Raw genomic sequence first — 21584 nt, 5'->3', positions numbered from 1 at the left:
CACTATGCGGAAACCGCAGCACTGTCCGTTTTGGCCGGTTTCAAACTTTCCAGGTCAACTTTTGGTCAAGCCCAGACGATCGACTGCATCTCGCTGTAGGCGTGCAGTGCGTACGAGCCCACGTCCCGCCCCACACCGGACCGCTTGAAGCCGCCGAACGGCGCCTCCATGTTCCGCCCGATGGTGTTCACACCGACCCCGCCCGCCCGCAGCCGCCGCGCCACCCGGAACGCGCGCGCCGCGTCCGCGGACCACACGTAGCTGATCAGGCCGAAGTCGCTGTCGTTGGCCAGCGCCACCGCCTCGTCCTCATCCCCGTCGAAGGGGACCACCACCACGACCGGCCCGAAGATCTCCTCGCGGACCACGCGCATGTCGTTCGTGCAGTCGACGAGCAGCGTCGGGGCCACGTAGAAACCCTTGCCCTCCGTACCCACCACCGGGCGCTCGCCGCCGAAGGCGACCCGGGCACCCTCCTTCTTGCCCAGCTCGATGTACGACTCCACGCGGTCCCGGTGCGCCGCCGAGATGACCGGGCCCACCACCGTGCCGCGCACCGCCGGATCCCCGACCTTCATGAAGGCCAGGTAGCCCTGCAGCTTCTCCACCAGCTGCTCGTACACCGACCGGTGGACGATCACCCGGGTCGGAGCCGTGCAGATCTGCCCGGAGTAGAAGGAGAAGGTGGTGCCGATCCCCATCACCGCCGCGTCCAGGTCGGCGTCCGCGAGGACGATCGCCGCCCCCTTGCCGCCCAGCTCCATCAGCTGCCGCTTCATCGTGCGGCCGCAGACCTCGGCGATGCGCTGCCCGACGCCCGTGGAGCCGGTGAAGGACACCATGTCCACGTCCGGGGAGTCCACGGCCGCCTCGCCGACCTCCACCGAGGTGCCGGAGACCACGTTCACCACGCCCGCCGGGACCCCGGCCTCGTGCAGGGCCTCGGCCATCCGGAACACCGACAGCGGATCCTGCGGGGCCGGCTTGACCACGACCGTGTTGCCCATGGCCAGCGCCGGGGCCACCTTGCCCGCCGGATTGGCCCACGGGTTGTTGTACGAGGTGATGCAGGTGACGACCCCGACCGGCTGGCGCACCTCCAGGGCGCCGATGATGCTCGCCGCACCCATCGGGCCCGCCTCGGTGACCTGCGGCGGCAGCCCGCGCTCGACCGGTTCCAGCGCGCCCTTCGCGTACCGGCGGAAGCGGGCCACGCCCACCCCGACCTGCATGCCGCGCGCGATCCCGGTGGGGGCGCCCGTCTCGGCCTGGGCGAGCGCCGCCCAGGGCTCGTACTCGCGCTGGATGATGTCCGCGGCCCGGTCCAGGATCGCGGCCCGCTCCTCCGGCTTCGTCCGCGACCAGCCCTCGAAGGCCGCGGCCGCGGCGCGCGCCGCGTCCTCGACCTGGCCGCGCGAGGCCTCGGGGGCCAGGCCGACGACGGATTCGTCGGCCGGGTTGACCACCGCGTAGTGCCCGCCGGACGGCTCTACCCACTCGCCGCCGATGTAGAGCTTCTGCGGGGCGTCCGTAGCGCTGCTCACTTGGTGCTCACCGTCCTCGTGTCCCGGCCCGAACGGAGCACGATCCCCGGGATCGCCCCCGTCACCTCGTCGTCGCGGATGGTCTCCACGCCGTTGACTCGTACGGACACCATGCCGATCGCCCGCGCGTCCAGCCGCGGGCTGTCCCCGGGCAGGTCGTGCACGAGCGTCGCGGGTCCCGCCTCGATCCGCTCCGGGTCGAAGAGCACCAGGTCCGCGTGGAAGCCCTCGGTGATCCGGCCGCGCTCGCGCAGGCCGAACAGCTGGGCCGGGTCGTCGGTGAGCATCCGTACCGCCTGCTCCAGCGGCACCAGCTTGCGGCCGCGCAGGCAGTCCCCGAGGAAGCGGGTCGTGTACGGGGCTCCGCACATGCGGTCCAGGTGGGCGCCGGCGTCGGAGCCGCCGAGCATGACGTCCTCGTGCTGCCAGGTCTCGGCGCGCAGCGCCCAGCTCGCCGGGTCGTTGTCGGTCGGCATGGGCCAGAGCACCGTACGCAGGTCGTCGTTGGCGCAGATCTCCACCAGGCACTGGAAGGCGTCCTGGCCGCGTTCGGCCGCGATGTCGTTGACGACGCGGCCGGACAGGCCCTCGTTCGCCTCGCTGTAGGTGTCGCCGATGACGTAGCGGCCGAAGTTGGCCAGCCGCCGGAAGACCCCGGCCTCCTTGCTGGCCGCGCGGACCAGCATCTCGGCGCGCACGTCCGCGTCGCGCAGCTTCGCGATGCGCTCGGGGACGGGCAGGCCCAGGATCTCGCCCCAGCCGGGGATGAGGTTGAGGGCGCAGAAGGTGCCGAGCGACATGTTCATGGGGGTCAGGATCGGCATCGTCAGCGCGACGATGCGGCCGCCGGCCTTGCGGGCGCGCTCGCTGGGGATCAGCTGGCGCGGCACGCGCTCGGGGACGGAGGCGTCGATGGTGAGCACGTTCCAGTTCAGGGGCCGTCCGGCGGCCGCGCTCATCTCGACGAAGAGGTCGATCTCCTCGTCGGCGAACTGGTCGAGGCAGCCCGCGACGATCGCTTCGAGCTGGGTGCCCTCGTGCTCGGAGACCGCGCGGGACAGGGCGAGGAGCTCCTCGGGCTTGGCGTGCCGGGAGGCGACGGGGGCGCCGGAGCCGTCGGAGTGGGTGGAGGACTGGGTGGTCGACAGGCCCCAGGCGCCGGCGTTCATGGCGTCGTGGAACAGGTCGAGCATCGCCTGCATCTGCTCTTCGGTGGGCTGACCGCCGACGGCGTCCTCGCCCATGACGTGCCGGCGCAGCGCGCAGTGGCCGACCATGAAGCCGGCGTTGACGGCGATGCGGCCGTCGAGCGCGTCGAGGTACTCGCCGAAGGTGGACCAGGTCCAGTCGACGCCCTCTTCGAGGGCCTTGAGCGCCATGCCCTCGACCTTGCTCATCATGCGGCGGGTGTAGTCGGCGTCTTCCGGGCGGGCCGGGTTGAGGGGGGCCAGGGTGAATCCGCAGTTGCCGCCCGCGACGGTGGTCACTCCGTGGTTCATGGAGGGGGTCGCGTACGGGTCCCAGAAGAGCTGGGCGTCGTAGTGCGTGTGGGGATCGATGAACCCGGGGGTGAGGACGAGGCCGGTCGCGTCCTCGCTGCTCGCCGCGGGTTCCGTGACCGATCCGGGCTCGGCGATGACGGCGATCCGGCCGTCGCGTATCCCTACGTCGGCCACGCGGGCCGGGGCGCCGGTCCCGTCCACGACGGTGGCGCCTTTGATCAGGTGGTCGAGCATGACGTCCCTTCAGCCTTCGCTTGCGGTGCGCGATCAGGGGGCGGCGCCGCTCCTGGGGCTCCGCCCCAGACCCCGCTCCTCAAACGCCGGAGGGGCTGGTTTTCCCAACCCCCGGCGGTCAACCTGCGGGCCTCGGTCAGCCAGAACCCAGCCCCGCCGGGGGCGGGCGAGTCCAGCCCCTCCGGCGTTTGAGGAGCGGGGGTCCGGGGGCCGGTCCCCGGCAGCGGCTCCGCGCTTGCCGGGCCGCAGCCCAGGGCCCCGGCCGGAGCCCGCCGGGCCGGCCGCGGCCTCGGCATGGCTCCGGCCGGGGCCGGTTCCGGGGCGGCGGTCCGGGAAGACGCCGCCCCGAGTTCCCCCGCCGGGTCAGACGGCCTCGCGGAAGCGCGTGGTGCGGTGCACCGGGTCGGTGTCGATGTGCGGGATGACGTGCTCGCCGATGAGCTTGATGGTGGTCATCGTGTCCTCGGGCGAGACACCGGTCGGCAGACCGAAGGAGAGCTGGTCGGCGCCGGCCTCCTCCCAGCGCTTGCACTGCGCGCGGACCTCGGACGGGTCGCCGCAGATGAGCAGCTCCTCGGCGATCAGCAGCTCGATGATCTCCGCGTTGTACTCGGGGAGGATCTCGGGCCACTCGGGGATCATCTCGGGGCGCGGGAAGGTGTCGTGGTAGCGGAAGACCAGCGACTGGAAGCGGTTCATGTTGGCGTTGACGGCGATCTCGACGGCCTTGTCGTGGGTCTCGGCGCAGATCGCGGTCGAGGTGACCATGACGTTGTCGTTGACGAAGGCGCCGATGGCCTTCGCCTCCTGGATCGCGGTCTTGTACTGGTCCAGCACCCAGGCCATGTCGGAGACCTTCTGGACGCTGAAGCCGAGGACTCCGAGGCCCTTCTTGGCCGCCATGGCGTACGAGGCCGGGGAGCCGGCGGCGTACCACATGGCCGGGTGGGCCTTGCCGTACGGCTTGGGGAAGATCTTGCGCGGCGGGAGCGACCAGTGCTTGCCCTGGAACCCCTCGTACTCCTCCTGGAGGAACATCTTGGGGAACTCGGCGATGGTCTCCTCCCAGATCTCCTTGGTCCCGTCCATGTTCTCGATGCCGGGGAGGAAGCCGAGGATCTCGTGGCTGCCGGCGCCGCGGCCGGTGCCGAACTCGAAGCGCCCCTTGGAGAGGTGGTCGAGCATGGCGACCTTCTCGGCCACCTTGACCGGGTGGTTGACCGGGGCGAGCGGGTTGAAGATGCCGGAGCCGAGGTGGATGCGCTCGGTGGCGTGAGCGAGGTACCCGAGGAACACCTCGTTCGCCGACAGGTGCGAGTACTCCTCCAGGAAGTGGTGCTCGGAGGCCCAGGCGTACTTGAACCCGGACTTGTCCGCCTGGATGACGTACTCGGTCTCCTCGATCAGCGCCTTGTGCTCTGCCTCGGGGTCGACCTTGGACCGTGCCTCAGGCACGTATCCCTGCACAAAGAGCCCGAATTCCAAGGGGATTCACCGTCCTTCTGTTTCTGACGTTGCGTCAGATTCGATGTCACGACTGTTCCATCGCGGGGGCGGGAGCGTCAATACCTGACGCTCCATCAGATGTGGTCGGAGGGAGTCAGCCGATGCTGACGCCCGCCATCCAGCCGCCGTCGATCACGAACGGCTGCCCGGTGATGTACGAGGAGTCCTCGCTGGTCAGGAACAGCGCCAGCTTGGCTATCTCCTCGGGCTGGCCCACCCGGCCCATCGGCACGACGCGCTTGTAGAGCTCCGCCATGGCGTCCCTGGCCTCCTGGGGCAGGTCCGCCGGATTCGTGTTCCCGGGGGTGGCCATCGCGGTGTCCACGGCCCCCGGGCACATCGCGTTGACCCGGATGTTCTTCGCGGCCAGCTCCAGCGCCGCCACCCGGGTCAGGCCGAGGATCGCCGCCTTGGTCGCCGCGTACGTGCCCACGTACGCCATGCCGGTGAGCCCCGTGTACGAGGAGGTGTTGACGATCGTGCCGCCGCCGGCCGCCTCGATCTCCGGGGCCACCGACTTGATGCCGAGGAAGGCGCCGACCTGGTTGACCTGCACCACCTGCTGGAACTCCTCCAGCGGGGTCGCGGTCAGCTCGTTGAAGCGCAGGATGCCCGCGTTGTTGACCAGGCCGTTCACCGGACCGAAGGCCTCCTTCGCCGCCGCGATGGCGGCCGCCCAGTCCTCCTCCCGGCTCACGTCCATCCGTACGTACCGGGCCCGGTCCTCGCCGATCTCCTTCGCGACCGCCGCGCCCTGCTCGTCCAGTACGTCGCCCAGGAGCACCTTGGCGCCCTCGGAGGCGAAGAGCCGGGCCTCCTGCTCGCCCTGGCCGCGCGCGGCACCGGTGATGATGACGACGCGTCCGTCCAGCTTGCCCATGCCGTACCCCTAAGTCGCTAGTCGTTGAGGAGCGGGCCCACTTCGGACCCGAAAGCCGTGATCTGGTCGATGAGTTCGGCCCGGTCGCGATTGCGGAAGCGGACCTGGATCTGGTCGATGCCGATCGCCTTGTACGCGCGCAGCGACTCGGCGAGCGCCTCCGCCTTGCCGGTGAGGGTCCGCCGGCCGGTGTCCCAGCCGGGCTCGCCGACGTACAGCGGCGCGGTGATCGCGCCGAACTCCACGGGTCCCGTGATCCCGGCCTCGGCGCGGAGCTCCTTGATCCGGGCGATCTGGGCCGGGAGCTTGTCGAGCGGGTCGCCCTGCGGGAGCCAGCCGTCGCCGCGCACGGCGGCCCGCCGCACGGCAGCGGGCGAGGACCCGCCCACCCAGACGGGGATCCGGGACTGGACGGGGCGGGGCAGCTGCCCGAGGTCCTTGAAGGAGAACAGCTCGCCCTCGAACTCCGGGTACTCCTCGGGGCCGAGGGCGGCGCGCAGCGCGTCGAGGGTCTCGTCGAGGACGGCCCCGCGGCGCGCGAAGTCCACGCCGAGCACCTCGAACTCCTCCTTCACGTGCCCCGCGCCGACACCGAGGATCAGCCGGCCGCCGGAGAGGTGGTCGACGGTGGCGTACTGCTTGGCGCTGAGCAGCGGGTGGCGCAGGCCGAGGATCGCGACGTGGCTGAGCAGCCGCACGTTCTCGGTGATCCCGGCCAGGAAGGAGAGGGTGGCGATGGGGTCGTACCAGATGGTGCTCATGGGGCCGGCCATGTGCCGCGGGATGGCCACGTGGTCGCAGGTGGCGACGTAGCCGAAGCCGGCCCGGTCGGCCGCCTTGGCCACCGCGGCGAGGTCGGCCGCGTCCGCCGTGGCCTCCCAGGGCTCTGCGTAGATGGTGCTCTGCGACTGGATCGGGAGCTGCATCCCGTAGACCAGCCGACCTTCCGGAAACACGCGCGCCATGGGCCGTACCCGCCTCGTCCTCGACTGCCGATTCGTCATACCGGTGCGGGGGCCATCGTCGTAGCTGACGGGTCGTCAGGCAAGGGGTCGACGCCACCCGAAGCGGCGACCAGGCCCCGGCGCGGCACCCCACGCCAAATAACATGAGTTTTGTTACGATGGCTTCATGACTGACCAGCCCGCACCCGGCGAAGGTCCCACCCGGCCCGTCTCCGTCTCGCTTCACGAGGGGACGATCGCGGCACTCAAGGCGCGCACCGGCAAGCGCGGCATGTCCGCGTACATCGAAACGCTGGTTCAGCGACAGCTGGAGCGTGATCGACTCCGAGAGCTGATCGAGGACTCCGAATCCGTGAACGGCCCGGCCGATCCCACGGCGGTCGACGAGAAGCGAGCGATCTTGCGCGGCGAGACGGCAGCCTCGTCGGACGCCGCATGAGCGGGACCCTCGTCCTGGACTGCGAAGGCCTCTCCCGACTCGTACGGCAAGACCCCGGCCTGCTGGAGTGGCTCACGGCTGCGGAAGCTGAGGACATCCGGGTGGTCATCAGCTCGGTCACCCTCGTCGAGGCGCGCGACCCCCGGGTGAACCAGGCCCGCTTCGACTACGCGGTCTCCCGCGTGAACATCGTCCCGCCGGGCGAGGCCATCGTGCGGCACGCGAGCAAGCTGCTCGCCACCGCCGGGCTGCACGGGCACAAGTACGCCCTGGACGCCATCGTGGCGGCGACCGCCCTCGCCCAACCCGGACCCGTCACCTTGCTGACCTCGGACCCCGAGGACCTGTCCATGCTGTGCGGGAAGCGGATCCGGGTCGTCAAGATCTGACGGCGGGACCACTGAATGGAGAGGAGTGCCACCATGTCCGACGCGAACATCCGCATTCCCAAGGAAGCCAAGGACCGGCTCGCCGCTGTAGCAGCTTCCGAGGGACTGTCCCTACGCGCCTATCTGACCCGCCTGGCCGAGAGCTTGCCGACCCCGGCCGATCCTGCCCATCAGGCTCCCCGTGCAGCATTGCAGGTGTGGAACGGCTACGGCCCCACGGCCGCCGAGCAGCGGGACCTCGACGAGGAGCTGGACCGGCGGCTGGCCGAGGCGAGGAACCGTTGACCAAGGCGGACCTCGGACCGTGACCTCCTGGGGGATGTCCGGGCTCCCGGCCGCCCGCTAGGGTGCCGCGCGTGGATCTCCTTCTGACGCTGATCAGCGGGCTGGCCTGGACCCTCGTGTACGCCGAGGCGATCCGGGTGGGGCTGCGCGACCGGACGTACGCGATGCCGGTCGCGGCGCTCGCGCTGAACTTCGCATGGGAGTCGACCTACGCCGTACGGGAGTTCAGCGTCGGGGTCTCGGCGCAGGGCATCGTCAACGTGGTGTGGGCCCTCGCCGACATCGTCATCGTGTACACGTATCTGCGTTACGGGCGGGCCGAGTTGCCCGGCTTCGTCACCCGGCCGCTGTTCGCCGTCTGGACCGCACTCCTCTTCGCGAGCGCCTTCGCCGTGCAGTGGCTCTTCCTCGCCCACTTCGGCCACCACGACGCGAGCCGCTACTCCGCGTTCCTGCAGAACCTGCTGATGTCCGGGCTGTTCATCGCCCTCTACGCGAGCCGCGGCGGCCGGCACGGGCAGTCACTGGTGATGGCCGTCGCCAAATGGCTCGGCACGCTCGCGCCGACCATCCTCTTCGGAGTCATCGAGGACGCCCCGTTCATCCTCGGGCTGGGGCTGCTGTGCACCGTGTTCGACCTGGCCTACATCGCCCTGCTGGCCCGCGACCCGGCTGCGGGCGGGAAGACGGCGGCGGGCGCGGTGCCTGCTGCGGGCGAGGAGCCTGCTGCGGGCGAGCCCGTCAGAAGCCCTTCGGCCCCATCACGATGACCGGCTTCGCCGCCGGGTCGAGGGTCTCCAGGACCTGCTTCATCGCGGCCTTCGGGATGCCCACGCAGCCCTGCGAGGGGCCGTCGTGGTCCACGTGGAGCCAGATGTTGCCGCCCTTCTCCTCGCCCTCCGGCTTCGTCGGGTCGAGGGGGCTCACCCCCTTCTTGCGGTTGAAGTCGATGGCGACGACGTAGTCGAAGGAGCCGAGCAGCGACTCGCCGTTGACCCCGCGGCCCGTCGCCACGAAGGAGGCGTCCTGGTCGTACGGGAACTTCGTGCCCTGCGGCTTCGCCAGCAGACCGCCCGCGTCGGTCAGCGCGAACACGCCCTCGGGGGAGGTCAGGTCCCCGTACGTACGCTCCGTGGACCAGCCCTTGGCTCCGTTGCGCGCGGGCCAGCTGTCGCTCTTCAGCCAGTCGGCGCCGGCCGCCGGGCGCGTGTACAGGGCCGCGGTGGACTCCGAGGAGCCCCTGGCCTTGCCGGTGACCAGGATGAGCTGGCGGGCGTCCGCGGGGATCTTCGCCCGGGTCCGCTCGCTGACCTCGGGCAGGCCCTGGAAGGGGTCGCGCTCGGCGGCCCGCGCGGCCCGGTTCTCGGCCGGCGGCCGGGCGTCGGCGGCTGCCAGGGCCGCCGCGTTGGCCGGCGGGTCCTGGGCCAGGTACGCCCAGCCCACGCCGAAGCCGAGCAGTCCCAGGGCGGCCGCGAAGGCGAGCGGGCGCGAGCTGCGGGCACGCCGGGAACCGCGCGAGGCACCGCCGGCGCGCCGCGCACCACCGGCGCGGATGCGCCGGGTCGGGCGGGACGCCCCGGGGGTGCGGGACGGACGGGACGCGCGGGAGCCGGCTCGGGCGTGCTTGCTCATTGACCCGACCGTACACAGCCGATCTTCATTTTGTTGCCCGGTCAAGCTCCCGGCGTTTCCTCGGCGGGTCGCGCCACCGGCGGCTCGGCGGGGAACCAGACCCGGACCATCAGCCCACCGCCCGGCGCCGGATTGGCCCGCGCCGTCAGTTCCGCACCGTGCGCCCGCGCGATCGACGCGACGATCGAGAGCCCCAACCCGGCGCCCTCGCCCGCCGTATGCTGCCGTTCCGCCCGCCGCCGGAAGGGCTCCAGCAGCCGCGGCACGTCCCCCGGCTCGATCACCGGGCCGGTGTTGGAGACCGTCAGCACCCCCTCCCGGGAGGTCGTCACCTCCAGACGGCCGCCCGCGCGGTTGTGACGTACGGCATTGACCAGCAGGTTCCGTACGAGGTGGCCCAGCAGGGTCCGGTCGCCCGCGACGGTCAGCGGCCCCAGGTCCCGTACGACCGCCATGTCCTGAGGGACCGTCCCCTCGATCCCCGCGAGCTCCGCCTCCGCGAGGTCCGCCAGGTCCACCGGTTCCGTCGCCTCCAGTCCCTCCTCCGAGACGGCGAGCAGGAGCAGCGACTCGACGAGGTGCTGGCTGGAGTCCGCGACCTCGATGAGCTTGGAGCGGATCCGGGCCACCTTCTGCGGCGACGGCTCCCCCGCCAGCCCGATCTCGGCGGCCGCCCGCTGGACGGCGAGCGGGGTGCGCAGCTCGTGGGCGGCGTTCGCGGCGAACCGGCGCTGCGCCCCGACCATGTCCTCCATCCGGTCGAGCATCCCGTCAAAGGTGTCCGCCAGCCGTTTGAGTTCGCCGGGCGGGGCCTGGAGGCCGATCCGCTCGTGGAGGTTGGCGGCGGACAGGCGCCGGGCCGTCTCGGTGATCACGCCGACGGGGCGCAGGACGCGGCCGGCCATCCACCAGGCCGGCCAGATGGACAGGACGGCGAAGACGGCGAGGGCGACGAGGGAGACGATCAGGAGCTCGTGGAGGGTGGCCTGCTCGACGGCGCTGGTCAGGTTCTTGGTGGCCTGCCACTGGGCGACCTGCTCGGGGAGTGGGGTGGCTCCGGGGTCGAGCTTCTCGGCGGGGACCGGCACGCGCTGGCCCGGGACAGCGGGCGGCGGGGTGCCCTCGAAGGCCGGGACGGTGGTGGTGACGGCCCCGCTGATGCGGCTGTAGAGACCGTTGCGGAGCAGGATGTTGATCAGTGCGATGAGGCCGCCGCCCGCGAGGAGCAGCAGGGAGCCGTAGAGGGTGGTGAGACGGGCGCGCTCGGAGTGGAGCACTGCTCTCATCGTGGATCACCGATCCGGTATCCGGCGCCGGGGACGGTCTCGATCAGCGGCGGCTCCCCCAGCTTGGCGCGCAGCTTGCTCAGGGTCACCCGTACCGCGTTGGTGCTGTACGAGGTGTCCTCCTCCCACACCTGCTCGATCAGGTCGTCGCTGCTGAGGACCGCGCCCTCGGCGCGCAGCAGCGACTCCAGCACGGCGAACTCCTTGCGCGAGAGCGCCAGCCTGCGCCCCTCGCGGGTGGCGGTGCGCCGCGCCACGTCCACGGCCACCCCCGCCCGCTCCAGCACCGGCGGCAGGGCCGGCTGGGCGCGCCGCCCGAGCGCCAGGACGCGGGCGAGCAGCTCGTCGTAGGCGAAGGGCTTGGTGAGGTAGTCGTCGGCGCCGAGGCCGAGGCCCTCCACCCGGTCGCGTACGGTCCCGGAGGCCGTCAGCATCAGGACGCGGGTCAGCAGCCGCTCGCGCACCACCTGGCGGCAGACCTCGTCCCCGTGCAGGCCGGGCAGGTCGCGGTCGAGGATCAGGACGTCGTACGCGCCCAGGCGCAGGCGGTTCAGGGCCTCCAGGCCGTCGCTCGCCTCGTCGACGGCCAGCGCGTCACCGCGCAGCCCCTCGGCGATCATCTCCCGCAGGAACTCCTCGTCCTCCACCACCAGAACTCGCATCCTCCCTCTTTACCGGAGGGGGACATTTCCTCGTCATAAGCGCGGGGGTTTAGAGAAGCGAAACCCCCTCCTCACGCACGCTCGGGCCCATGAAGCGATCTACGACCATGACCGCGGCCGCCCTCCTCACCGGCCTGACCCTCTTCGTCACCGCGTGCGGGGGCGGCACCGGCGGATCGGACAAGAAGCAGGACGGCTCCTCTCAGTCCGGCGGATCCAGCGGCGGCACGGACGCCGACAACGCCCTCAAGATGCGCAAGTGCCTGCGCGACAACGGCGTGGACGCTCCCGACCCGAAGCCCGGCGAGGACCCGCGCGGCATGACGGTGGGTGCGGGCGCGGACCAGGAGGCGATGAAGAAGGCCATGGAGAAGTGCGGGATGACGGGCCCCGGCGCCGGCGGCGAGATACCGCAGGCCGAGAAGGACAAGGCCCTCGCCCAGGCCAAGTGCATGCGGGACAACGGCTTCGACATGCCGGACCCGGAGTTCAACGGGAACGCGCGCACGGGCTTCTCGGTCCCCGACGGCGTCGACAAGGACAAGTTCATGGACCAACTCAACAAGTGCAGCGCGGACAAGTGAGCAAGCGCGCGAAGTGGGTCCTGGGCTCGCTGGTCGTCGTGCTCGCCGTCACCGGCGGCGGGTACGCGGTCGTGGCCCAGCCGGGGACCGGCCCCAGCGACTCGAAGCAGGACCGCTCGGACGGACTGCCGGGCGCGACCTCTCCGGTCAAGCGCAGCGACCTCAGCTCCGGGATCAAGGCCGACGGAACGCTCGGCTTCGCGAAGGAACGCAAGCTCAACGCGGTGGGTGCGGACGCGCCCGGCGGGACGGGCGGTGTCGGCGGAGCCCCCGGCGCGGGCGGGGCGGGGGCGGGCTCCGGGTCGGGGTCCGGCTCCGGCTCCGGCTCCGCGACCCTGACGTGGGTGGCACCCGCCGGCTCCTCCGTGGAGCGGGACGGCAAGCTCTACGAGGTCAACGGCAAGCCGGTGCGCCTGATGTACGGCACCACCCCCATGTACCGGCCCCTGAAGTCCGGGGACAAGGGCGAGGACGTCAAACAGCTCAAGCAGAACCTCCAGGCCCTCGGGTTCGGCACCGGCCTGGACACCACGGACGGCACCTTCACCGCCGGGACGGCCACCGCCGTCAAGCGCTGGCAGAAGTCCCACAAGGTGAAGGAGACGGGCGAGGTCGGCAAGGGCGACATCGCCTTCGCCTCCGGACCCCAGCGGATCCAGAAGAACGACATGGCCGTCGGCGACGAGGCCGCCTCCGGCAAGCCCGTCATGACCGTGACCGGCACCGAGCGGATGGTCCGCCTGCAGCTGGACGTGGCCAAGGCGGGCAAGGTCAAGACCGGTGACCCGGTGACCGTGAGCCTGCCCGGCGGAGGCACCGGCAAGGGAAAGATCAGCTCGGTCGGTGCCACCGCCAACGGCGACGACCCGTCCTCGGGCGGCGGGGGCGGGGGCGGCGGGGACAAGAAGCCGAAGGTCGACGTCGAGATCGCCCTCGACAACCCCTCCGAGGCCACCGGCCCCGACCAGTCCCCGGTCTCGGTGAGCCTGACGGGCGAGGTCCGCAAGGGGGTGCTCTCCGTACCGGTCAACTCGCTCCTCGCCCTCGCCGAGGGCGGCTTCGGAGTCCAGGTCGTCGAGGACGGCAAGGTCCGCGAGGTCAAGGTCGAGCTCGGCATGTTCGGCCAGGGCCGGGTGGAGGTGAAGGGGGACGCCCTCAAGGAGGGCATGCTCGTCGGAGTCCCCGCGTCATGAACACACACGCCCACGCGGTCGTCGAACTGACCGGAGTCACCAAGGAGTACCCCGGCGGGGTCGCGGCCCTGCGCGGAGTCGACCTCACCGTCCTGAACGGCGAACTCCTCGCCATCGTAGGACCGTCGGGCTCGGGAAAGTCCACGCTCCTGCACATCGTCGGAACCCTCGACCGGCCGACCGCCGGCCGCGTCGCCATCGCCGGGTACGACATCGCGACCCTCTCCGACCGCTCCCTGTCGGCGCTGCGCTCCCGCCACGTCGGCTTCGTGTTCCAGTCCTTCCACCTGGTACCGGGCATCAGCGCCCGGGCCAACGTCGCCGAGGGACTGCTGTACTCCGGCCTGTCCCGCGCCGAACGCGGACGGCGGGCGGAACGCGCCCTGGAGCGCGTCGGCCTCGGCGACCGCATGGACCACCGGCCGCACGAACTGTCCGGCGGCCAGAAGCAGCGCGTGGCGATCGCCCGCGCGGTGGCGGGCGAACCGGACCTGCTGCTCGCCGACGAACCGACGGGCGCCCTGGACACGGCGTCCGGCGAATCGGTGATGGAACTGCTGCACGAGCTCAACCAGGACGGGGCCACCATCGCCGTGATCACCCACGACAACGAGATCGCGGCGAGCCTGCCCCGGCAGGTCCGCATCCGCGACGGCGAGATCGTGGCGGACGTGTGGAACGCGGACGCGAGCGCGCTGGGGGTGGGCGCGTAGTGGGTGCCCGTACGAAGTCCCGCGCGGCGGAGAAGAAGGCCCGCGCGGCCGAGAGGAAAGCCCGCAAGCTGTCCCCGCCGCGCCTCGGCCCGCGGGACGTGTTCCACGTGGGATCGGCGGGGCTGCGCTCGCGGCCGATGCGCGTGTTCCTGTCGGCGCTCGGGATCGCGATCGGCATCGCGACGATGATCGCGGTCGTCGGCATCTCCTCGTCGAGCCAGGCCAAGCTGCTCCAGGAACTCGACAAGCTCGGCACGAACATGATGGTCGCGACCCCCGGCCAGTCGATGTTCTCGGGACAGGACACCAAGCTGCCGAAGGACGCCCCCGGCATGATCGCCCGGATCGACGGGGTCGAATCGGTCGGCACGACGGGCGACGTGATGGAGTCCGTCCGCCGCAGCGAGAACATCCCGAAGGAGGAGACGGGCGGCATCGCCCTGAAGGCGGCGAAGGACGAGCTCCTGAAGACGCTCCGGGCCCGGATGCACAGCGGGAGCTGGCTCAACGACGCGACGGGCCGCTACCCGTCCGTGGTCCTCGGGCACGTCACCGCCGAGCGCTTGGGCATGACGGCGCCGGGCGGGCAGGTCTTCATCGGCGGGCAGTACTTCACCGTCATCGGCATCCTGGAGCCGATCCCCCTCGCCCCGGAGATCGAACGCTCGGCGCTCATCGGCTGGGATGCCGCCCAGAGCCTCCTGGGCTTCGACGGCCACCCCACGTCGGTCTACGAGCGCTCCGCCGACGACCGCGTCCAGCAGGTCCGGAACCTCATCGCCAAGACGGCCAACCCGCAGAGCCCGACCACGGTCTCGGTCACCGACCCGTCGGCGGCCCTCCAGGCGAAGGCCGCCACCGAGGGCGCCTTCAGCACCCTCCTCCTCGGCCTCGGCGGCATCGCCCTGCTGGTGGGCGGGGTCGGGGTGGCCAACACCATGATCATCTCGGTACTGGAACGCCGGCACGAGATCGGCCTGCGCCGCTCCCTGGGCGCCACCAAGGGCCAGATCCGCATCCAGTTCGTCACGGAGTCCCTGCTCCTGTCGGGCCTGGGCGGCCTGGCGGGCATCGTGCTGGGCGGCGCGGCCACGGCGGTGTACGCCCGAGCCGGCGACCTCCCCTGGGTGGTCCCCCTCTGGGCGGTCACGGGCGGCTTCGCCTCAACCCTGGCCATCGGCACGGTCGCAGGCCTCTACCCGGCGGTCCGCGCGGCGAGGCTTTCACCGACGCTCGCGCTGCAGGCGGCGTAGGGACGGGTGACCGCTGACCGGAGGTGCGCGGCCGTCCGCGGCCGTGCATCTCCGGTGCCGGCCGATGCCGTACCGGGACCGGTGGCCCGACGGTACGGTAGGAGTCTTGATCGGGGGTCGGGGTGAATTCGGTGGAGCACGGCGTCGCCGGTGACGCGGAGGGACCTGTGCGTTCGGCGGAACGTGCGCGGAAGATCGCCGAGCGGGTGGACCGGCTGATCGGCCGTGAGGCGGTCAAAGCGGGTGGACGGGCACCGACGTACCGCGAACTGACCGAGCGCATCAACCGGCTGGCGGGGCGCGACGTCATCTCCAAGGACACCATCCGCAACCTGCACCACGGCGTGACCCAGAAGGGGCAGGTCCCCAACCCCACCGTGGACACCCTCGACTGGCTCGGCCGCGGCTTCGGGATCCGGGCCGGTGCGAGCTACTTCGTGGACGACGCCAAGGCCGCCGTGGTGGACGAACAGCTGGAGCGGCTGGAAAAGATCGGGGATCTGCGGCAGGCCCTGGGCAACTCCGAGGTGGTCAGCCTCGTCCAGCGGGCTTCGGGACTCTCGGACGGCAGTCTCCACATGCTGGTCGCCCTCGCCGACAAGCTCAAACAGCTCGAGGACAACGCCGGAAGCGGCGAATCGAGGCACGGGCCGACCGGCACCGAGTGAGTGCGACCAGCGGGCCCGCTCCCTTTCCACCTCGACAGAAACGTTCCTTCACACATGCCGCTTCCCCGAGGTCTGCGCAAACGCTGTGAGGCCGTGCTCGCGGGCCTGGACCTGCCGAGCCCGTTCACCGTCGAAGGCTTCCGCGCCTCCCTGGAACACCAACGCGGCCGGCCCATCGTGATGGAGCCCCTGCCCGTACTGGGCCGTGACGCGCCCTGCGGCATGTGGATCGCCATGCCGAGCGTCGACGTCGTCTTCTACGAGCAGCACACCAGCCCCGCGCACCAGGACCTCATCAAGCTCCACGAACTCGGCCACGTCCTGTGCGGCCATTCCGGCGTCGTGGAACTGTCCCACCTGGCCGCGCTGATGCCCGACCTGACACCGGAAGCCGTCGCCCAGGTGATGGGCGGGAACCGTACGAACTACGACACCGCCGAGGAACAGGAGGCGGAAATGATCGCGCTCCTGCTGGCCGACCGCTGCGGGTCCACGGACCAGCTCGATCCCGCCTCCGGCCGGCTGGCCGACAGCCTGTTGCACCCGGTCCGCACCCGCCGCTGGAGGAAGCGCTGATGCGCCCGCTGTTCGAATGGCTGATGCCGCTGCTCGCCTGGAGCGTGGTGATCTGGCGCACGCCCTCCGCGTTCGGCACCCGGGCGAACCGCGCGTTGTGGGCCACCTTCGTCGCGGGCGCGATCGGGCTCAGCACCCGCCCGCCCCGGATCGCGGGCTTGCTGGAGTCGCTGACCGGGATCGGCGACGTCACCCTGCTCGTCAAGCACCTCGCCGGAGTCGCGGCCGCCTCCTTCCTCCTCGACTACGTCCACGCGATCCACAAGCGGCCCGGTCAGGAGCGCGCCGCACGCCTGAGGCTGATCTTCACCGGAACCGCGATGGCCGTCCTGACGGCCCTCTTCGCGTTCGCCCTCCCGCACGACTACACCGGCGCGTACGGCATCGACGCCCACTACGGCCACCCCGGTGTGCAGCTCTACCTGGGCGTCTTCTACTCCGTGTACGCGGCGTCCTCCGTACAGGCGACGGTCCTCTTCTGGTCGAACCGCCGCAACGTGGCCCCCGGGCTGCTCCGGGTCGGGGTCACCTGCCTGGCCGCGGCGACGGCCAACGGGTTCCTCTACACCCTCTACCGGATCTACTTCATCCTGAGGCAGGGCGACTCCACGATCCTGGACGCCGACGGCAATCCCGTACCGCTCACGGACTCGATCAGCGAGCTGCTGCCCGCCATCACCGTGGTGCTGCTCTTCCTCGGCGTATCCATTCCGCCGACCCGGGTCCTGGTCCGCTACTTCCGTGACCAGTACGCACTGTGGCGGCTGCACCCGCTGTGGGCGGACCTCGTGACGGCGGTGCCGCACGTGGTCCTGGGCACGCCCGCCACCAGCCGCGTCCGCGAACTGTTCACCTTCGGCGACCGCTCCCTCGACGTGGCCCACCGCGCCTTCGCCATCCGCGACGCCGCCCTCGCCCTGCGCGACGACACCCCCGCCGAGGACCCCCCGGCCGCCGTGCCGCACGCCGCCGGCGACACGGACCGGGCCGCCACGGAAGCCCGCTGGCTCCGGCTCTCCGTACAACAGCGGGCCCGGCACCTGCCGGCCCCCGCACTCCCTGCCACCCTCGACCGCACCACCGGAGGCCGCACACCGCGCGAGGAGATCGCCTGGCTCCTCAAGGTCGCCGCCGCCTACGAGCCCGCGGGCGACACCGGCACAGCCCGGACGCCCCGACCGTCGATGCGGTAGGGGCGACCGGGCCTGCCTGGGTGTTACTTGGTGGTGGAGGCGGTGATGGCGGTCGCACCGGACTCGTCACCGGGAACGGACTGCCAACCCGTCCACTGACCGGTCGCGTAATTGGCGTCCCGCGTGAAGACCTGACCACCAGCGCCCACCGCATAGACGTGCATCGTCTTGTCCGTCACCGCACTCGTCAGAGCCTTCAGCCCCGTACCACCCATGTCCGTCCACACACCGGTCCACTGACCAGTCCCGTAATCCGCATCGGTGTTGTGCATCACACCACCCGCACCAAGCACCTCAAGATGCACCTGGCTGCCGACCCCCGAAGCCGAAATCGCCGTCGCACCCAGGAACCCACCCGGAACCGACTGCCAACCCGTCCACTGACCAGTCGCGTAATTGGCATCCCGCGTGAAGACCTGACCCTCCGCACCCACCGCATAGACGTGCATCGTGCTGCCCGTCACCGCACTCGTCAGAGCCTTCAGCCCCGTACCACCCATGTCCGTCCACACACCGGTCCACTGACCAGTCCCGTAATCCGCATCGGTGTTGTGCATCACACCACCCGCACCAAGCACCTCAAGATGCACCTGGTTACCGACCCCCGAAGCCGAAATCGCAGTCGCACCCTCGAAGTCCCCAGGAACCTCCTGCCAACCAGAACTCCACTGCCCAGTCGTGTAATTCGCATCCTTCGTATACACACGACCCGTCGACCCCAAAGCGAACACATGCATCGTGTTCCCCGTCACCGCACTCGTCAGACCCTTCAGCGCACTACCACCCATGGCAGTCCACGCCCCAGTCCACTGACCCGCCGCATAATCCGCATCCGTGTTGTGCATCCCCCCATCCGCACCCACGATCTCCACATGCACCCTCGACGCAGGAGTCGGAGCGGGCGGGGGAGCGGAGAGGGCGTTGAGTATTCGCTGTGCGTCGGCGGCCTCGGGCTGATAGCGGTCGGGGTACGCCGAACGCTGGACCTTCTGGCTCACGACACCAATCGGCTGGCTCTGCCAGGAGTTGTTCGGATAGAGGTGCACCATCTCGTTGAGGAAGGCGTTCGTGGACCAGGTGGGGTTGAGCCGGTTCTCGAAGCTCCCCCAGCTGTCCCGCTGCTGGAAGAGGCCCACGCTGTCGAGGTCCAGCCTGTTGGGGTTGTTCTCCAGCACGGACTCGACGATGGCCGTCGTGATGGCGATGACCGCGGCCCGGTCCGCCAGACCGCGGTCGCGGGAGGCATCGGCTATGGCCCGCGCACAGGAGAGACGGTAGGCGTTCATCGCGCCGCGCAGTTTGCCCGTGAGGACCTTGTTGAGGTTCGCGGCGGTCGCACTGTCGGTACCGGCGATGGTTCCGCAGGACCGGTTGGGGAGCAGGGCGTGCGCGGGGCCTGCGGCGACGAGCATCGGTGCGGCGAGGGCGCCGGTCATCACGGCTATGGAGAGGAGACGTCGGGCGTGGTTCTTCATGAGGGAATCGGCTTTCTGGGCGCAAGGACGGTGGTGGCGTGCCGGCAAGGGGGCTCGGCGCCATGAGGGGGACAGGGGGCATGCCGCCCGGCATTTCGTCCGGACGTCATGCCCCTGTCCTCGGGGCCTGCCTGGGTGTTACTTGGTGGTGGAGGCGGTGATGGCGGTCGCACCGGACTCGTCACCGGGAACGGACTGCCAACCCGTCCACTGACCGGTCGCGTAATTGGCGTCCCGCGTGAAGACCTGACCACCAGCGCCCACCGCATAGACGTGCATCGTCTTGTCCGTCACCGCACTCGTCAGAGCCTTCAGCCCCGTACCACCCATGTCCGTCCACACACCGGTCCACTGACCAGTCCCGTAATCCGCATCGGTGTTGTGCATCACACCACCCGCACCAAGCACCTCAAGATGCACCTGGCTGCCGACCCCCGAAGCCGAGATCGCCGTCGCACCCAGGAACCCACCCGGAACCGACTGCCAACCCGTCCACTGACCAGTCGCGTAATTCGCGTCCCGCGTGAAGACCTGACCCTCCGCACCCACCGCATAGACGTGCATCGTGCTGCCCGTCACCGCACTCGTCAGAGCCTTCAGCCCCGTACCACCCATGTCCGTCCACACACCGGTCCACTGACCAGTCCCGTAATCCGCATCGGTGTTGTGCATCACACCACCCGCACCAAGCACCTCAAGATGCACCTGGTTACCGACCCCCGAAGCCGAAATCGCCGTCGCACCCTCGAAGTCCCCAGGAACCTCCTGCCAACCAGAACTCCACTGCCCAGTCGTGTAATTCGCATCCTTCGTATACACACGACCCGTCGACCCCAAAGCGAACACATGCATCGTGTTCCCCGTCACCGCACTCGTCAGACCCTTCAGCGCACTACCACCCATGGCAGTCCACGCCCCAGTCCACTGACCCGCCGCATAATCCGCATCCGTGTTGTGCATCCCCCCATCCGCACCCACGATCTCCACATGCACCCTCGACGCAGGAGTCGGCACCGGCACGGAGTCCTCGGCGATGTTGTCGTAGCGGAGTGCCAGGTAGCTGCTCATGGGGTGGCTCGCCAGGGTGGACCCGTACACGTTGCCGTCGGTGTTGTAGTTCGTCGGCCGGCTACGGCTGCTCTCCTGGTAGTAGTTGAAGGTGCCCGCACTCTTGTCGCGCCAGCCGGCGAACAGGACGACGTGATCGTTGCTGTTGAGGATGTCGCCGGGCTTCAGGTCCGACTTGTTGATCTGCGCGGAGACGGCGGGCAGGGACAGGGTGGTGCGGCTGGAGTTGAGCTGCCAGGCCATCGAGACGAAGCCGGAGCAGTCCTGTCGGTAGCGGCCTCCGGTCTTGCTGTCGGCCCACCAGCTGTACGGGGCTTCGAGGCCGTTCGTGCTGTAGGGAACCTTCTGGTCCACCCAGACCTGGGCCCTGGATATGGCCTGGCTGCGAGTGACCTTGCCGCCGGGGGCGGCGTTGTTGCCCAGTGAGCCGGTGGAGGTGACGGAAGCGTAGGTGGCCTGCAGGCTGTCGGCCTGGGCGGGAAGGACGGACAGGACGAGCGAGGCCGCGAGGGCGGCGGTGATGACGCTCGTGGTGCGGAGGGTCGAGATCTTGACGGACAACGTGACTCCTGATGAAGAGAGTTGAGCGGAAAGGGATCGAGCGGGGCCGTTCCCGAAGGGAGGCCGCACTCAGTTCTGGGCGGCGAGCGCGCCGAGTACGGCGGCGTCCGTGCCGGTGTCGTGCGGTGGTGCGGGACGCTCGGCCAGCTCGTCGAACTGGAAGAGCGTGAGGTGGTCGCCCTGGTGGACGGCGTAGAGGTGGTTGGTCTGTACGTCACGGGCCGACATGCCGCCGACTCCGTTCCAGTGCCGCGACCAGGCGGTGCCGTCCTTGGAGGTGGCGGTGACGGTCACGACGGCGTCCTGCGGCACTCCCTCACGGGCCTGGAGCCCGCGAGAAGTGCTCTGGCAGGTGTTCATGTCGGCTACGAGCCGGTCGTACGCGGCCTTGGCGGACGCGACGTCGGGGAAGAAGAACAGCTGCTGGCCGGCGGCGTTCCTGGCCGAACTCAGGTATCCCTGCTGCTGCCAGAGCGTGGCGCCCTCGACCGTCCCGCACTCGTTCAGCGTGATCTTCTGCCCTTGCAGCTCCTGACTGCTCAGGGGCCCGTCCGGCTTCCAGCCGAGGGTCTTCTCGACGGGCAGCTTCTCCAGGCCCTCCGGCTTCACCGCGACGGTGCGCGCCGTGCCCGGATCGCCCTTCCCCTGCTCCGCCTTTCCGGCAGGCGCCTGGGGCGCTGCCGGATCCGGGGACTGCCCGCTCGTCGCCTTCGGTGCGGGGGATTCCCGGCCCGGCGGAGCAGCGCTCGTCGAGGGGGTGGGCGTCTGGGAGACGGGGGGTGCTGCGCGGACCGCCTCGACCGGTGAGGCATCGGAGCCGGTGCTGCAGCCGGCGGTCGCCATGGCCGCTGCGCAGACGGCGATGGCCATCGAAACGGCACTGAAGGCGGATCGGGTCGGGCGTGCGGGCATGACGACTCCGGGTGTGGTGAAGGACAGGGGGATGAACGAGGAAGGGCGTCGAGTTAAATCGCCA

General features: G+C 70.4%; 22 protein-coding genes. 11 read left to right on the top strand and 11 right to left on the bottom strand.

Annotation, left to right across the window (positions count from 1 at the left end; genetic code table 11):
- Window positions 1-65: 65 nt before the first annotated feature.
- From OG276_RS21240 to OG276_RS21220, 5 genes are all read right to left on the bottom strand, one after another.
- A complete protein-coding gene (locus OG276_RS21240; protein ID WP_266907803.1) occupies window positions 66-1544 on the bottom strand; it encodes an aldehyde dehydrogenase family protein in 1479 nt (492 codons plus the stop codon).
- Window positions 1541-3280 carry an amidohydrolase family protein gene (locus OG276_RS21235; RefSeq protein WP_266907801.1) on the bottom strand — a complete coding sequence of 580 codons (1740 nt, stop codon included), beginning with the start codon at window positions 3278-3280 and terminating at the stop codon, window positions 1541-1543. The genes OG276_RS21240 and OG276_RS21235 overlap by 4 nt, the downstream gene beginning before the upstream one ends.
- A gap of 363 nt (window positions 3281-3643) precedes the next feature.
- Complete coding sequence (locus OG276_RS21230; protein ID WP_266907799.1) at window positions 3644-4765, bottom strand: LLM class flavin-dependent oxidoreductase; 1122 nt, start codon at window positions 4763-4765, stop codon at window positions 3644-3646.
- A gap of 115 nt (window positions 4766-4880) precedes the next feature.
- Window positions 4881-5666 carry an SDR family NAD(P)-dependent oxidoreductase gene (locus tag OG276_RS21225; protein ID WP_266907797.1) on the bottom strand — a complete coding sequence of 262 codons (786 nt, stop codon included), beginning with the start codon at window positions 5664-5666 and terminating at the stop codon, window positions 4881-4883.
- A gap of 17 nt (window positions 5667-5683) precedes the next feature.
- Complete coding sequence (locus OG276_RS21220; protein WP_266907795.1) at window positions 5684-6631, bottom strand: LLM class F420-dependent oxidoreductase; 948 nt, start codon at window positions 6629-6631, stop codon at window positions 5684-5686.
- A 166-nt stretch (window positions 6632-6797) separates the two neighbouring features.
- Here OG276_RS21220 and OG276_RS21215 point away from each other — a divergent pair, with 166 nt between their 5' ends.
- The 4 genes from OG276_RS21215 (at window position 6798) to OG276_RS21200 (ending at window position 8514) form a co-directional block, all read left to right on the top strand.
- The gene (locus tag OG276_RS21215; RefSeq protein WP_266907793.1) at window positions 6798-7070 is read left to right on the top strand and encodes a hypothetical protein; all 273 of its coding nucleotides are present in this window, start codon (window positions 6798-6800) and stop codon (window positions 7068-7070) included.
- Entirely contained in the window at window positions 7067-7459 is a 393-nt protein-coding gene (locus OG276_RS21210) for a type II toxin-antitoxin system VapC family toxin (RefSeq protein WP_266907791.1), read from the top strand. The genes OG276_RS21215 and OG276_RS21210 overlap by 4 nt, the downstream gene beginning before the upstream one ends.
- Window positions 7460-7492: 33 nt before the next feature.
- Window positions 7493-7744, top strand: coding sequence for a hypothetical protein (locus OG276_RS21205; RefSeq protein WP_266907789.1), 252 nt, complete (start codon window positions 7493-7495; stop codon window positions 7742-7744).
- A gap of 71 nt (window positions 7745-7815) precedes the next feature.
- Window positions 7816-8514, top strand: a complete 699-nt coding sequence (locus OG276_RS21200) for a hypothetical protein (RefSeq protein ID WP_266907787.1) — start codon at window positions 7816-7818, stop codon at window positions 8512-8514.
- Here the strand turns inward: OG276_RS21200 and OG276_RS21195 are convergent.
- From OG276_RS21195 to OG276_RS21185, 3 genes are read right to left on the bottom strand one after another with little or no spacing between them, the layout of a single operon-like run.
- Window positions 8486-9376, bottom strand: a complete 891-nt coding sequence (locus OG276_RS21195; RefSeq protein ID WP_266907785.1) for a hypothetical protein — start codon at window positions 9374-9376, stop codon at window positions 8486-8488. The two genes, OG276_RS21200 and OG276_RS21195, sit on opposite strands and share 29 nt — an antisense overlap.
- Window positions 9377-9417: 41 nt before the next feature.
- Window positions 9418-10662, bottom strand: a complete 1245-nt coding sequence (locus OG276_RS21190; RefSeq protein ID WP_266907783.1) for a HAMP domain-containing sensor histidine kinase — start codon at window positions 10660-10662, stop codon at window positions 9418-9420.
- Window positions 10659-11324 carry a response regulator transcription factor gene (locus OG276_RS21185; protein WP_266907781.1) on the bottom strand — a complete coding sequence of 222 codons (666 nt, stop codon included), beginning with the start codon at window positions 11322-11324 and terminating at the stop codon, window positions 10659-10661. Before OG276_RS21185 ends, OG276_RS21190 begins: the two co-directional genes overlap by 4 nt.
- A gap of 89 nt (window positions 11325-11413) precedes the next feature.
- Here OG276_RS21185 and OG276_RS21180 point away from each other — a divergent pair, with 89 nt between their 5' ends.
- The 7 genes from OG276_RS21180 to OG276_RS21150 all read left to right on the top strand — a co-directional run bounded on the left by OG276_RS21180 (window position 11414) and on the right by OG276_RS21150 (window position 17504).
- Entirely contained in the window at window positions 11414-11908 is a 495-nt protein-coding gene (locus OG276_RS21180) for a hypothetical protein (RefSeq protein WP_266907779.1), read from the top strand.
- On the top strand, window positions 11905-13101 hold the full coding sequence (locus OG276_RS21175; RefSeq protein ID WP_266907777.1) for a peptidoglycan-binding protein: 1197 nt from the start codon (window positions 11905-11907) through the stop codon (window positions 13099-13101). Before OG276_RS21180 ends, OG276_RS21175 begins: the two co-directional genes overlap by 4 nt.
- On the top strand, window positions 13098-13814 hold the full coding sequence (locus OG276_RS21170; RefSeq protein WP_266907775.1) for an ABC transporter ATP-binding protein: 717 nt from the start codon (window positions 13098-13100) through the stop codon (window positions 13812-13814). Before OG276_RS21175 ends, OG276_RS21170 begins: the two co-directional genes overlap by 4 nt.
- 68 nt (window positions 13815-13882) lie before the next feature.
- Window positions 13883-15067, top strand: coding sequence for an ABC transporter permease (locus tag OG276_RS21165; protein ID WP_266912982.1), 1185 nt, complete (start codon window positions 13883-13885; stop codon window positions 15065-15067).
- 167 nt (window positions 15068-15234) lie between these two features.
- Entirely contained in the window at window positions 15235-15735 is a 501-nt protein-coding gene (locus tag OG276_RS21160; protein ID WP_266907773.1) for a hypothetical protein, read from the top strand.
- A 54-nt stretch (window positions 15736-15789) separates the two neighbouring features.
- Window positions 15790-16311 carry a hypothetical protein gene (locus OG276_RS21155; protein WP_266907771.1) on the top strand — a complete coding sequence of 174 codons (522 nt, stop codon included), beginning with the start codon at window positions 15790-15792 and terminating at the stop codon, window positions 16309-16311.
- On the top strand, window positions 16311-17504 hold the full coding sequence (locus OG276_RS21150) for an MAB_1171c family putative transporter (protein WP_266907769.1): 1194 nt from the start codon (window positions 16311-16313) through the stop codon (window positions 17502-17504). Before OG276_RS21155 ends, OG276_RS21150 begins: the two co-directional genes overlap by 1 nt.
- A gap of 23 nt (window positions 17505-17527) precedes the next feature.
- Here the strand turns inward: OG276_RS21150 and OG276_RS21145 are convergent, their stop codons facing one another.
- From OG276_RS21145 to OG276_RS21135, 3 genes are all read right to left on the bottom strand, one after another.
- Complete coding sequence (locus OG276_RS21145) at window positions 17528-18979, bottom strand: hypothetical protein (protein ID WP_266907767.1); 1452 nt, start codon at window positions 18977-18979, stop codon at window positions 17528-17530.
- 138 nt (window positions 18980-19117) lie between these two features.
- Window positions 19118-20608: a hypothetical protein gene (locus OG276_RS21140; protein ID WP_266907765.1), complete on the bottom strand. Its 1491-nt coding sequence runs from the start codon at window positions 20606-20608 to the stop codon at window positions 19118-19120.
- A 69-nt stretch (window positions 20609-20677) separates the two neighbouring features.
- Window positions 20678-21520, bottom strand: a complete 843-nt coding sequence (locus OG276_RS21135; RefSeq protein WP_266907763.1) for a hypothetical protein — start codon at window positions 21518-21520, stop codon at window positions 20678-20680.
- Window positions 21521-21584 lie beyond the last annotated feature (64 nt).

The sequence above is a fragment of the Streptomyces sp. NBC_00086 genome (genome assembly GCF_026343255.1).
GTDB lineage: Bacteria > Actinomycetota > Actinomycetes > Streptomycetales > Streptomycetaceae > Streptomyces.
Note: the sequence above shows the minus strand (reverse complement) of the source record. Positions and strands in the feature narration are given on the sequence as shown.